The sequence below is a fragment of the Methylomonas sp. BG-2 genome (assembly GCF_057766305.1).
The window spans coordinates 1-12,339 of sequence record NZ_JBYMAP010000024.1 but is presented as its reverse complement, the minus strand read 5'-3'; the positions used below and the strand labels follow the sequence as shown (position 1 = coordinate 12,339).

Genomic DNA, 12,339 nt, shown 5'->3' with positions numbered 1-12,339 from the left:
TCGTCGCATGCAGGTTGTGCATACCCCTGAACAGAGGATGCCCATGGAAACCGCGATTAAAGTCGCCTTTGCCACCACCGATATGGTGCACGTCAACCAGCATTTTGGCTCCGCCCGATCGTTCGCGGTTTACGCGGTGGACCCGGAGCAATCCGAAATGCTGGAAGCGGCGCAGTTCGGCGAACTGGCCCAGGATGGCAACGAGGACAAATTGTCGGTCAAGATTCAACTGTTGGACGGCTGTTCTGCTGTGTATTGCCAGGCGATTGGCGCTTCGGCGATCAAGCAAATCATCGCTCAGGGCATACAGCCGATCAAAGTCCACGAAGGCAGCACGATCAAGGATTTGATCGGCGATTTGCAGAACGAAATGAAAGCCGGGCCTTCCGCTTGGCTGGCTAAGGCCATCAACGCGCACAAGGGACCCGATCTCGGCCGCTTCGATGCTATGGAAGACGAAGGCTGGGACGAGTAATAAGCCCCCTAACGAATCGACAAATTGCGGCGGTTTGCCGCCCTAACCAAAACCACTGGAGAACAACATGTCTCAACCCGCACTCGTCGTCGAAGCCGGCGACCCTTTGATGAGCTCTGAAATCGTTGTCGAGATGATCAAGCAGCTCAGAGCGATGGATACCTACGACACCTATGAAGGTTGGTCCGAGGAAAAAATCATTGATCCTTTGATCATGACCAAGGAGCGCAAACGCGAAGTTCCGGTCATCGGCGATCCCGACGAAATCACGCTGGCCCGCGTCAAAGCTTATTACAACGCCATTTCCTCGCTGGTCGAAAAACGCTGCGGTCTGATGGCGGTTCCGGTGATCAACATCACCCACGAAGGTTTTGGTCGGGCGTTGGTGTTGGTCGGCAAATTGATCGCCGTCGATAAAGTGTTGCGCGACGTGCATCGCTTCGGCTTCGGCAGCTTGGAAGAGTTGAACGAGAAAACCGAGAAAGTGTTGGAAAAAGCCGTGGCCTTGATCGAGCAATTCAAAGAAGTGGCGGAAGCTTGAGGTGAAAGATGAGTGACGAAGAGATCAAAGCATTGGAAAAAGAAGTAAAAAAGAACAAACGCCTGGCTAACGAAGCGGCGTCGGTTCTACACGACTTAATCGAGGATCGTTTGCCGGATGCCTACGGTGAATTGATGGGAGTGGCGCAGACGACGTTCGATGCATGTAAAGCGTGGGACGAGGCCAACAAGAAATTGCAGGCCGCCAGCGGCGGATAAGCTTGAGGAGAGCGATATGAGCGAATTTGTAACCGGCGTCACTTTTGGCGGCAGCGTTTGGACGCCATCTTACGTAACCGATTTGAATCAGCGCGATTGCATCGGTTGCGGCCGTTGCTTCAAGGTGTGTCCGCGCGACGTGTTCGATTTGGTGGAGCGCGGGGATGTAATGGATGCCGCGGATCTGGAGGACTTCGACGACGATGACGACAACACGATGGTGATGAGTCTGAAAAATGCCGCCGACTGCATAGGCTGCGAGGCTTGCTCAAAGGTATGTCCGAAAGATTGCTTTACCCACGAGCACAAGGCAGCGGCTTAAACGCCGTTCCTCGGTTGCGGAGTGCCCGGCGCTCCGCTATCGTCCAGCCTCTTGATGGCTACTTTTTATCGGCAGGTTTTCGCGTTGCTCAATTTCAATTATTGAGCGCTGCCAGATGCCAGTGAGCGCGGCCCATGCCGTTCGGCTAGCGGTTCGACGCAACCTGCCCACTTTGAAGGGGAGAAATCCCTTTCAGCGTCGCGAATGCGACCCGATTTCTTATTTCAGTTCAAAAAAGGAAAGCGATCATGCCACGTCCCAATAAACACGTTTTCGTCTGTACTCAAGCGCGCCCGCAAGGCCATCCGCGCGGTTCCTGCACCGCCAGCGGTTGCGCCGACGTGATGAACGAATTCATGGCGCAAATTCAAAGCCGTAACCTGTTCGAAAAAATCGGCTTGACCAATACCGGCTGCATGGGCCCTTGCATGCTGGGACCCAGCGTGTTGGTTTATCCCGAAGGCGTTATGTACGGCCGGGTGACCAAGGACGACGTCAAAACCATTATCGAGGAACATTTGTTGGGTGATAAACCGGTCGAAAAGCTCATCGTACCCGCCGAGGTTTGGTAAGCAATGGCCGGAGTCGCGTTTCTCGAAGAGCGGGTGCTGTTCAGCCCGGACATCCCGGAAGCCGTCAACAAATTGTTGCAGTCGGCGGTGGCGGCCAGCCACGCCGATAAACCGCTGGCCGAGAAGTTTTTTCAACAGGCTCAGGCCCTGGACGGCACTTGCTTGCAGACCTATTTCGCGTTGTACAAGTTTTATTTTTACCAAGGTCGCTTGCAAGAAGCCGAGCGCGAAGCGCGGGCGGCGTTGGCCGAGGCGGCCCGGCAAGGCGGCTTTACCGAGGATTACCGGCTATTGAGCCAGGAAGCCGGCAAGCGGGATATGTACGCCAGCGACGTTCATTTGTTCTATTTGTACAGTCTGAAAGCGCTGGCCTTTATCAATTTGCGCCGCCAACAAGATGAAGAGGCGCATCTGATCCTGTCGATTATTCGGGCTCTGGATCCGGAGGACCGCTCCGGTGCGTCGGTGATTATGGACTTGGCGAGCGCCATGATGGAGGATGCCGCATGAGCGCGGAAAATTTGTCTGAACACGTCGAAATGCGCCGGGAATTCGGCAAAGCCGTGTGCCAACGCATCGCCGCGAATATTGCGAAATTGGGTTTTCCGCTACAGACCCAAATCGCGCTGCCGGAATACGAAGCCGCGCAATTTAGTCTGGTCAGCGACCCGTTCACGCAAAGTGTGGATTTGGTGGGCTATTGGTACGACGCCAATAAACGCCGGATTGGTCAAATCAAATTTCATGGCGACGGCAGCTTTTATGCCGAGTACGATGTAGTTCAGCCCCATCCGACCAAAAAGCAATGGTTCGTCGAGGCGATCAACGCCTGGGGCAAGCAGGACAACATTAAAACCGAAGCGAAATTGCTGGACGTGCCGCAATAAGGGGGGGCAATGGGCAACCCTAAGTACCTGTACGAATTGCTGCTGGATTATTGTAGCGGCGATGCGGTGGTCGACGAGCTAATGATAGGCTTGGTGTGGACGCTTTGCCGCGGCAAGGGCAATGCCACCACCGGTTTGGCGATGACCCCGGGCCATGCCACGCGGACGCTAAGTTGGTCCGGCACCTTATGCGGCAAGCCGATCACCGAATTGGCGGCCTGGATCACCGAATGGGAGCCGTACAAGGCGACCGTGGCGATGGCGGCGATCAACGCCAGCGTCAACGCCAGACCGCTGCCGGATTCGCTAGCGTTGGAAGCTCACGCCGAATACGCCAATCTGGCGGTGTTCGATTATTTTCTGCCGCGGCTGAAAGGCAAGAAAGTGGTGGTGATCGGCCGGTATCCCGGCATCGAACGGTATCAGGAGCAGATGCAATTGACGGTGCTGGAGCGTCAGCCGGCCGCCAGCGATTTGCCGGATTCAGCCTGCGAATTTTTGCTGCCGCAGGCCGATTGGGTGTTTTTAACCGCCAGTTCCATCCCGAACAAGACGTTTCCGCGCTTGGCGGAACTCGCCTGTCACGCCACAACGGTGTTGATGGGGCCGACGGTGCCGTGGCTGCCGCAATTGCACGAGTTCGGCATCGATTATCTGGCCGGCGCTGAAGTCATTGATCCAGAAGCACTGTACCATACCGCCGCTCAGGGCGGCGGGGTGCGGATCTTCAACAACGGCTTGCGCTATCGGGTGATGGAATTGGCGCCAAATCACAGTCTGGCTTGGCTAAAGCAGCAGATCGCCGACTGTTTTGCCGAGAAAAATCGGCTGACGGCGGCGATGGATAGCTGGTACGCTAACGGCAATAGTTCCCGCTTTCCTGACTACCCGTTGCTGGATCAACTCAACCATCGCCTGTCGCGGCTGGATTCCAGTTACAAGACCTTGTGGGATAGCCAAGCCACCCTCTAAGCCATGACCGAATCGCTCGCCGACCCGTTTAACAGCCACCGCCTGTTGTTGTTTTATAAAGGCGACATCAGCGCCTTGACATTATTCCTGCAGCAAGCGTCCGGTAGCGTGTTCTTTCCGGAACCGCTGCCGCCGCTGTCCGAAGCTTTAGAGGAGGACGACGATGCGCCGACCGGCAAGGTCAGCGTGCATCCGGCGATGCTGTTGAGTACGGCTAATCAAATCCTGCAACTGGATAACGATTTGTTGCGGATCGAAGCCGGTTACGCCGAGCAAGTCGATGCGCCCGGCGGCTTGATTACCGTGTACATGGCGCGTTTTACGCTGCTCGACCCGCCGCATCTATTGATGGAAAGCCGCAACTGCAAATTTCGCACCTTGCCGGAGCTGCGCGGCCGGCCGCCGGCGGAAATGGAGTTGCTGCGCCGGGCATACGTAAAAATGATGGAGGGCTGATATGTTCGACTTTCAGGATTTCGGTTTCGACGCGGCTGGCGACGGCTCCGCCGACGCTTTGCCGCCGGCGACCGGGCCTTACATTCCAGAGGCCAGCGAATGCATGCGCTGCGGAATGTGCGTCAGCACCTGTCCGACGTTTCGCTTGTTTCAAGTTGACGAGCAGACGCCACGCCGGCGGGTCCGCACCATCGCCAAGGTATTGGCCGACGATGCCGGCGTCGGTGCCGACGAACTGGCGCAACTGAACGACTGCGTGCAATGCCGGACCTGCGAGACCGTCTGTCCCAGCCGGATGAGTTACGGTGCCTTGTTCGATCAGGCCCAAGCCAAATTGCGCGCATCGGCCAAGCCGTCTTGGCTGGCGCGATTCGGCTTGAGCTTGATCGAACGCAAACATGCCCGCGCGCTGCTGTTACCCTTCGTGACGCTGTATTTGCGCTCGGGCCTACAAAAGCCGTTGCGCGCCAGCGGCTGGTTGGCGAAACTCGGTTTGGGCGCGGCCGAAGCCCTGGTTTGCGAGCCGTCCTTGGTCGGACTGGCCGGGATTTATCCGGTCGAGCGCCGCATCAAATATCGCGGCAGGGTCGCGCTGTTTACCGGTTGCTTGGCCGAGCATTTCGACCGTCCGGTGCAAATCGCGGCCATCAAGTTACTGAATCGGCTCGGCTACGAGGTCGTGGTGCCGGAAGAGCAGGGCTGTTGCGGCGCGATCCACCAGCATAACGGCTTGCCCGCCGAGTCAATGATGGAAGCCAACATCGCCGCGTTTTACGCGCTGGAAGTCGAGGCGGTGATTTACTCCGCCAGCGGCTGCGGAGCGATGTTGACCGAGTACCAAGGCGGCGATTCGGAGACCTCCGGCTGGTTTACCAAGCATTTGATCGACATCAACCAGTTTTTGTTGGCGCATTGGCCGGAAGACCTGCAACTGGCGGCGTCCAATCTGAACGTGGCGGTCCACGAACCCTGCAGCCAGCGTAATGTGCTGAAAAACAGCCAGAGCGTGTATGCCTTGCTGCGCAAGATTCCCGGTGTCAATCTGGAAGCGCTGGCCGACAATCAGTTGTGCTGCGGTGCCGGCGGCACTTACATGCTCAGCCACCCCGAGAACGCCGAATCGCTGCGGTCCGCCAAGCGCTTGGCGATGGCTGGTTCCGGCGCCGATGTGGTGGTCAGCGCCAACTTTGGCTGCGGGTTTTATCTGAACGCCGGGCAGCCCGCTGGTTCCAGAGTGGTTCATCCGCTGCAACTGCTCGCCGATCGCATCTGAGTTCGCGGCATTCGCTCGGGAACTGTCCCGATTTTCGCCATAAGCTTGCGGATCGGCGCCGATGCCGTTATGATCGCGTCAGGCTGGAAGTTTGAGATGCGCGATTACATTCGTTTTTTGGCGAATCAATTTGAATGGTAGCTCTGTCCGGCAGTTGGGATCCGGTGGCGCGAGGCCCGTCAAATCCCGATGCATTTGTCTTGATGATTGGTTGTTTAAAATCGTTCCTGGGTGGAACGTTTGGCGCAAGGACCGCCGCCCCGCGGGTTGGACCTTCTGTCCGGCCCGTTTTTTTGTGCTTGGTTTGCTTGCGCCGGTGGATGCGAGCCGGACCTTGCCGGACTACTGGGATAGACTAAGATGTTTGCCGAGATAGGATGCCTTGGGGAAAATGCGTGTTCCAGTTCCACGTCGAATTCAAATATGATGCATTCAGTGATTATGATTTTGTTTTTAAAGGATATTCCGGCAAATACTCGGCCCAATGAATTGCATGATTACGTATTTTCGGCGCTCGTGAACGGTGGCAATCAGGCGTCCGGCCGGGTTTTGAAAGCCGAGGTGATGGTGATTCGGGATAAACAAACCAACAGCCTGGAACACCATGGTTTGGTTTTTGTCGATTCGCGGGCCAGCGGCATGTTGGCGATCCAAAGCCTGTCCGGCAAACCCTTTAGCGACACCTGCGTGTCGATCAGGCCGTATGTGCACCGGGATCTGAACAACGACCGGCGTTTGCTGGGAACGTCGGCGGACCACGAGCAGCGCGGCATCGATCGGCGGCGGGGTGATCGGATCGAAATTCACATCGATTTGTCCAACGTCTTCCATTACCAGGATGACATGTTGCCGGCGTGAATCGGGAGATCCCGTGGAGGGTTAGAGAGGCGCCGCGTAAGTAGCATCCCTAAGCCAGAGGGGTGGGCTCACCGGAACGCGGTACGGGCGCCTCGGCAAAGATTAGCAACGTCAGATAAGTTCAAGCTGAACGCAGGCGCTAACTGTAGCGGCGATGCACGCTACGCACCGACGATGCCGGCGGCTTGCAGGTCGGCGTGGTAGGACGAGCGCACCAGCGGCGCGCTGGCCACTTGTTTGAAGCCCATTTCGGCGGCGATTTCGGCGTAGCGTTGAAATTGGTCCGGATGAATATAGGCCTGGACCGGCAAATGGTCCTTACTGGGTTGTAAATACTGACCCAGCGTCAACATACTGCAACCGTGGGCCAGCAAATCTTCCAGCACCGCTAAAATTTCCGCTTCGGTTTCGCCGATGCCCAGCATCAGGCCGGATTTGGTCGGTACTTGCGGCAGACGTTCTCTATGCCGTTTCAGCAAATCCAACGACCCCCTGTAATTGGCGCCGGGCCGGGCTTGCTGATACAAGCGCGGCACGGTTTCCAGATTATGGTTGAACACGTCGCAGGGTTGCGCGGCCAAGATTTCCAGGGCCTTGCCGACCCGGCCGCGAAAATCGGGCACCAATACTTCGATCGAGGTTGTTGGAGATAGCCGGCGCACCTCGGCGATGCAAGCGGCGAAATGGCCGGCGCCGCCGTCGCGCAAATCATCGCGGTTCACCGATGTGATCACCACGTATTTTAACGCCATCGCCGCGATGGTTTCGGCCAGATGCATGGGTTCCTCGGCGTCCAGTGCTTGCGGTTTGCCGTGGGCCACGTCGCAAAACGGGCAACGCCGGGTACACAGATCGCCCATGATCATGAAGGTGGCGGTGCCGTGGCTGAAGCATTCGCCGAGATTCGGACAGGCCGCTTCCTCGCAAACCGTGTGCAGGCGGTTGGCGCGCAGGGTTTGCTTGATTCGGTTGACCTGATCGCCGCTCGGCAGTTTGACTCGAATCCAGTCCGGCTTGCGCAACACCTCGCCGGTCGTTTCGACCTTGATCGGAATCCGCGACAGTTTATCGGCGTTGCGTTGATGGGTGTCCGGAGTGGCGCGGGAAGGGGCGTTCAGCGTCATGATTCTATCGCCTGAAGTAATTGGTGAACCACCGGAACGGCCAGTTCGTCGGTGCTTATCTTAACCCCCCAATCGGCCAGTTGGGTAATCTGTAAATTTGGGTAGCCGCAGGGATTGATGTCGCGGAACGGCGTCAAGTCCATGTCGTTGTTCAGACTCAAGCCGTGGTAGCAGCAGCCGCGTTTGATGCGCAGGCCCAGCGACGCGATTTTCCGGCCGTCCACGTAAACGCCGGGGGCGTCGGCGCGGGCCGACGCGGTGATGCCGTATAGGCTTAGCGCGGCGATGACGGCTTGTTCCAGCAAACTGACGACTTGTCTTGGACCCAGGCCCAGCCGGCGTAGGTCGGCCAGCAGGTATACCACCAGTTGGCCGGGGCCGTGGTAGGTGATCTGGCCGCCGCGATCACTGGCGACAACCGGAATGGCAGTGTCTCTGAGCAGGTGTTCGCGCTTGCCGTTCAGGCCCAGCGTGTAGACCGGCGGATGCTCGACGATCCAGACTTGATCCGGGCTGGTGTCGTCGCGCTCGGCGGTGTAATGTTGCATGTCCCGCCAAACCGATGCGTAGTCGCGTCGGCCCAGATGCCGCAACGTTGCGCTCACCGCCTACAGCGCCATCAACACGTCGGGGCAGGCGGTCAAATCGAGGTAGATCGCGTCGAGTTGACCGCGGCTGGTGGCCTCGATGACAACGGTGACCGCGGTGTAATTGCCGCCCTTGCTGGGCCGGCTGGTGACCGCGCCTTCGCGAATGTCCTCGACGTGGCGGCGCACGATCTCGACGACGACAGCGTCGAAGTCGTCGCGGGCCTTGCCCATCGCCTTGATTGCGAACTGGCAGGGAAACTCCAGCAGGGACTCGGTCTCGCTCATGACAGTGATTTCTTATAGGCTTGCAGCAAGTCGTCCAGTCGCCGCCAAACCGGACCGGGTTTGCCGGTGCCGACCGCTTTTCCGTCCAGTTCGACCACCGCCAGGATTTCCCGGGTGGAACTGGCGACCCAGACTTCCTCGGCGGATTGCAGGCCTTCCAGTGCGATGATGTCTTCGCGGCAGGGGATGCCGTCGGCGTTCGCCAATTCCAGAATCACGTCGCGGGTGATGCCGGGCAGGATTTCATTGGATTTGGGCGGGGTGATCAATTCGCCGTCGATGACCGCGAACAGATTGCTGGCGGCGCCTTCGATCACGTAACCGTTCTTCACCAGAATCGCTTCGGCGCAATCCCGGTCCAGGGCCTGCTGACGTAACAAAATGTTGGCCAGCAGCGTGATTGCCTTGATGTTGCAAAGTTGCCAGCGGGTGTCGTCCAGCGTGATTGCCTTGATGCCGGTAGCCTTGCCGGGAAACGGCTTGATCTCCGAGCACATCGCGAAAACCGTCGGCACCACGGTTTCCGGGAAGCCGTGGTCGCGTGTCGGCGCGTAACCGCGGGTGATTTGCAGATAAATGTACTGGTCCTTGCCGGCCGCCAACAGTGGCTGAAAGATGGCTTGCCAGTCGGCGACGCCGTGCGGCATTGCCAAGCGGATGCCGGCTAGACTGTTATTCAGCCGAGCGATGTGGTCTTCCAGGCGGAACAATTTGCCGCCGTAGGCCGGTATCACTTCGTAAACGCCGTCGCCGAACAAGAAGCCTCGATCCAGCACCGACACCTTGGCCTCGGCTAACGGCAGATAGTCACCGTTCAAATAGACGAGTTCGGTCATTCTTTCTCCAACAAACCAATGGCGGCGTCGTACAAGCGCCGGAACAGGCCGCCCTCGGCTATCGCATCCAGCGCCACCAGCGGCTTGCTGACGATGGTTTCACCGGCCAGCGACACCACCAGGCTGCCGACCGTATCGCCTTTATTCAACGGCGCGACGATGGCTTTGTCGGTCTGACTTTCGGCTTTCAGTTCGCTGAAATGCTTGCGCGGCGCGGTGATGAATAGGTCTTCGGCCAGACCGACCGGCAATTTGGAGGTGACGCCCTTGCGGACCCGGGCTTCGCTCAACGGCTTGTTACCCTCGTACAAACGATGGGTTTCGAAGAAACGAAAGCCGTAGTTCAGCAGCGATTGGCTTTCGTTGGAACGGGCGTTCGGGCTGGCGGTACCCATCACCACCGAAATCAGCCGCATGTCCTCGCGCTTGGCCGACGCGACCATGCAATAGCCGGCGTCGTCGGTAAAACCGGTTTTCAGGCCGTCAACCGACGGATCGCGCCACAGTAGCAGGTTGCGGTTTTGCTGGGTGATGCCGTTGAAAGTAAACTCTTTTTGCGAATCCCAGCGGTAATATTCCGGAAACTCTTTGATTACCGCTTGCGCCAGCAGCGCCAGATCGCGGGCCGAACTGTAATGGTTGGGGCTGGGTAAGCCGGTGGCGTTTTCGAAATGGCTGTTCGCCATGCCGAGGCGGCTGGCCTGTTCGTTCATCATCGTCGCGAAGGTTTGCTCGCTGCCGGCCACGTGTTCGGCCAACGCCACGCTGGCGTCGTTGCCCGATTGAATCACGACGCCTTGCAGCAAGTCCTCGACCGCGACCTGCTTGTTGACTTCGACGAACATTTTCGAGCCGCCGGTTTCCCAGGCGTTCTGGCTGATCGTGACTTTTTCGTCCAAGGTCAGGTGGCCGGCCTTCAGTTCGCGGAATACCACGTACACCGTCATGATCTTGGTCAAGCTAGCCGGCGCGACGCGTTTGTCGGGGTCCTTTTCGGCCAGCACCCGGCTGCTGTTGAAGTCCATCAGGAAATAGCTGCTGGCGGCGACGCTGGGCGCGGCGGGCGTGAAAATCGGACTGGCGGCTTGCAGCGATGCGACGGTCAGCAATAACGACAGCCCAAACAACAGGCTACAGGCCGTACGGAAAGATGGTCTCATGATTTCTCGGTAAAAAGTCGTTCGGGAAAGCGCCATTGTACCACCGAGAGGCTCGGCTACGAAAAACCGCACGCCCGACCGGCGCCGGCATATTGAGCTAATCCGGTGCCGCCAAGCATTTGAATCGGCAGGCGCAATCCTGCTTGGCCATGCAGGCGGTTTGTTCGACGGGCCGATCCAGCAAGGTTGCGATCAGGGCCCGGTCGAACTCGCACAATTCGGGGTGGCGCTGAGCCATGTCGTGGTAGACGCAGTTGATGGCTCTGACCTGGCCGGTGTCGTCCTCCAGATTGGCGTGGTAACCCAGCGATTGCATCAATTCGACCAGCGCCGCGCTTCGTTCGGCCAAGTTCTTACCAGTAAACCGAGGGGCCAGCGTCGCGGCCAGATTTTCGCCGGTGCGCCATATCAAGCGCCGTAAGCCGGTTTCGCCCAACTCGCTGCGCAGTTCGTCCAGCAGCAAGGTGCTGAACCAGGCGTATTGCTTAGGCAGCCGATTGCGGCCGGCCTCGGTCAAACCGTAACTGCGCGACGGCCGGCCGCCGGTGCTGTTCCAGGCCGCTTCGCGGACCAGTTGGTCTTTTTCCAGTCCGGCCAGATGCTGTTTAACCGCGTTGCGCGAAATCCCCAGCGCGGCCGCCAACTCGTCGATACTCAGGCCGGACGGGGCATCCAGCAGCAGTGTCAGAATTTGTTCCTGGCGCGAGCCGGTTGAAGCGTTCATCGGATAGTTCATGAGTTGAGAAACGGGCCACTATTGTAGCGCGTTAGCTCGCGAATCGCGGCATTCTCGGAGGAGGGCGAGCGGCGATGCTCGGGATGGCGAGTTTTGTGGTGGCTACAGGGCGTGCGCGCCGGAGGCGGCAATTCCGTAAAACTAACGTCTTGGCGGCGACCGCAAAAGCGAGCGGCGATAGATAAAAATACTTTTATAATAAAAATATTGTAAAAGTATTTTTATCGGTCTATGCTGTGTCCGGGTTGAAAGCCCCGACTTTAATAATGCAACTCACAGGAGAGGCCATGAGCGCAACGAATTCCTTGTACGAACAATTGGGCGGAGCAGCGGCCGTCAATGCCGCCGTCGATATTTTTTACCGCAAGGTCTTGAGCGACCACCGGATCAACCGCTTTTTCGAGCATATCGACATCGACAAGCAGGCCGCCAAGCAGAAGGCGTTTTTAACGATGGCATTCGGCGGCCCCAATCATTACAACGGCGCCGACATGCGTCGGGCACACGCCCATCTGGTCGAAAAACTGGGTTTGGACGACACCCATTTTGATGCAGTGATGGAGCATCTCGGCTCGACACTGCGGGAATTGAACGTGCCGGCCGAACTCATCGCCCAAGCGGCGGCGATCGCCGAAAGTACGCGCGGCGACGTGTTGAACCGTTGAGCGCGGCGATGGCGGAGGTCAAGATCAGTTTCAACGGCCGCCAAGCGTTGTGCGGCGACGGCGAAACCGTGCTTGACGCGCTGCTGCGCGACGGCATTCCGATCGACCACGGCTGCCGGCAAGGCATTTGCCATGCCTGTTTGGTTCGCAGCCTGGACGGCGCGCCGCCGGCCGCGGCGCAAGCCGGTCTGAAGCCGGCATTGCAAGGCGATGATTATCTGCTGGCCTGCTTGTGCCAACCGGAGCACGATATGGTGTTGGGACGGGGCAGCGCCGGCGTCGGCTACACAGCGGCGCGCGTCGTCGAAAAGCGCCATCTGAATGCAGAAACCTTGCTGTTGACATTGACCTGCGAGCGGCCGCTGGCTT

Annotated in this window: 19 protein-coding genes; 13 read left to right on the top strand and 6 right to left on the bottom strand. The window is 58.4% G+C overall.

Annotated elements, in window-relative coordinates; translation table 11 throughout:
* The first annotated feature begins 43 nt into the window (after positions 1-43).
* From nifX to AC3B8H_RS03825, 11 genes are all read left to right on the top strand, one after another.
* A complete protein-coding gene (nifX, locus tag AC3B8H_RS03875) occupies positions 44-475 on the top strand; it encodes a nitrogen fixation protein NifX (RefSeq protein WP_488440303.1) in 432 nt (143 codons plus the stop codon).
* A gap of 67 nt (positions 476-542) precedes the next feature.
* Complete coding sequence (locus AC3B8H_RS03870) at positions 543-1,016, top strand: NifX-associated nitrogen fixation protein (protein WP_064029646.1); 474 nt, start codon at positions 543-545, stop codon at positions 1,014-1,016.
* A gap of 8 nt (positions 1,017-1,024) precedes the next feature.
* Positions 1,025-1,234 (top strand): CCE_0567 family metalloprotein, encoded by a 210-nt coding sequence (locus AC3B8H_RS03865; RefSeq protein ID WP_488440302.1) that lies wholly within the window; start codon positions 1,025-1,027, stop codon positions 1,232-1,234.
* A 16-nt stretch (positions 1,235-1,250) separates the two neighbouring features.
* Positions 1,251-1,556 (top strand): ferredoxin III, nif-specific, encoded by a 306-nt coding sequence (gene fdxB, locus AC3B8H_RS03860; RefSeq protein ID WP_488440301.1) that lies wholly within the window; start codon positions 1,251-1,253, stop codon positions 1,554-1,556.
* Between the two features lie 248 nt (positions 1,557-1,804).
* Positions 1,805-2,128, top strand: coding sequence for a (2Fe-2S) ferredoxin domain-containing protein (locus AC3B8H_RS03855; RefSeq protein ID WP_064029642.1), 324 nt, complete (start codon positions 1,805-1,807; stop codon positions 2,126-2,128).
* 3 nt (positions 2,129-2,131) lie between these two features.
* Positions 2,132-2,638 (top strand): hypothetical protein, encoded by a 507-nt coding sequence (locus tag AC3B8H_RS03850; RefSeq protein ID WP_488440300.1) that lies wholly within the window; start codon positions 2,132-2,134, stop codon positions 2,636-2,638.
* On the top strand, positions 2,635-3,015 hold the full coding sequence (locus tag AC3B8H_RS03845) for a hypothetical protein (RefSeq protein WP_488440299.1): 381 nt from the start codon (positions 2,635-2,637) through the stop codon (positions 3,013-3,015). Before AC3B8H_RS03850 ends, AC3B8H_RS03845 begins: the two co-directional genes overlap by 4 nt.
* A gap of 9 nt (positions 3,016-3,024) precedes the next feature.
* A complete protein-coding gene (locus AC3B8H_RS03840; protein WP_488440298.1) occupies positions 3,025-3,987 on the top strand; it encodes a Rossmann-like domain-containing protein in 963 nt (320 codons plus the stop codon).
* Between the two features lie 3 nt (positions 3,988-3,990).
* Complete coding sequence (locus AC3B8H_RS03835; protein ID WP_488440297.1) at positions 3,991-4,443, top strand: hypothetical protein; 453 nt, start codon at positions 3,991-3,993, stop codon at positions 4,441-4,443.
* A gap of 1 nt (position 4,444) precedes the next feature.
* Positions 4,445-5,716 (top strand): (Fe-S)-binding protein, encoded by a 1,272-nt coding sequence (locus AC3B8H_RS03830; protein ID WP_488440296.1) that lies wholly within the window; start codon positions 4,445-4,447, stop codon positions 5,714-5,716.
* 423 nt (positions 5,717-6,139) lie between these two features.
* Positions 6,140-6,574, top strand: a complete 435-nt coding sequence (locus tag AC3B8H_RS03825; protein ID WP_488440295.1) for an RNA-binding protein — start codon at positions 6,140-6,142, stop codon at positions 6,572-6,574.
* Between the two features lie 161 nt (positions 6,575-6,735).
* Here AC3B8H_RS03825 and lipA read toward each other — a convergent pair whose 3' ends face one another.
* From lipA to AC3B8H_RS03795, 6 genes are all read right to left on the bottom strand, one after another.
* Complete coding sequence (gene lipA / locus AC3B8H_RS03820; protein ID WP_488440294.1) at positions 6,736-7,698, bottom strand: lipoyl synthase; 963 nt, start codon at positions 7,696-7,698, stop codon at positions 6,736-6,738.
* Entirely contained in the window at positions 7,695-8,303 is a 609-nt protein-coding gene (lipB, locus tag AC3B8H_RS03815; RefSeq protein ID WP_488440293.1) for a lipoyl(octanoyl) transferase LipB, read from the bottom strand. Before lipB ends, lipA begins: the two co-directional genes overlap by 4 nt.
* A 3-nt stretch (positions 8,304-8,306) precedes the next feature.
* Positions 8,307-8,573 carry a YbeD family protein gene (locus AC3B8H_RS03810; protein WP_488440292.1) on the bottom strand — a complete coding sequence of 89 codons (267 nt, stop codon included), beginning with the start codon at positions 8,571-8,573 and terminating at the stop codon, positions 8,307-8,309.
* On the bottom strand, positions 8,570-9,409 hold the full coding sequence (locus tag AC3B8H_RS03805; RefSeq protein ID WP_488440291.1) for a D-amino acid aminotransferase: 840 nt from the start codon (positions 9,407-9,409) through the stop codon (positions 8,570-8,572). The genes AC3B8H_RS03810 and AC3B8H_RS03805 overlap by 4 nt, the downstream gene beginning before the upstream one ends.
* A complete protein-coding gene (locus tag AC3B8H_RS03800) occupies positions 9,406-10,569 on the bottom strand; it encodes a D-alanyl-D-alanine carboxypeptidase family protein (protein WP_488440290.1) in 1,164 nt (387 codons plus the stop codon). Before AC3B8H_RS03800 ends, AC3B8H_RS03805 begins: the two co-directional genes overlap by 4 nt.
* A 97-nt stretch (positions 10,570-10,666) precedes the next feature.
* Positions 10,667-11,293: a helix-turn-helix transcriptional regulator gene (locus AC3B8H_RS03795; protein ID WP_488440289.1), complete on the bottom strand. Its 627-nt coding sequence runs from the start codon at positions 11,291-11,293 to the stop codon at positions 10,667-10,669.
* Positions 11,294-11,592: 299 nt separating this feature from the next.
* Between AC3B8H_RS03795 and AC3B8H_RS03790 the strand changes: the two genes are divergently transcribed.
* Together AC3B8H_RS03790 and AC3B8H_RS03785 are read left to right on the top strand one after the other, a co-directional pair.
* A complete protein-coding gene (locus AC3B8H_RS03790; RefSeq protein WP_488440288.1) occupies positions 11,593-11,970 on the top strand; it encodes a group I truncated hemoglobin in 378 nt (125 codons plus the stop codon).
* A gap of 8 nt (positions 11,971-11,978) precedes the next feature.
* On the top strand, positions 11,979-12,339 hold a 361-nt coding region (locus AC3B8H_RS03785; RefSeq protein WP_488440287.1), incomplete at its 3' end, for a 2Fe-2S iron-sulfur cluster-binding protein.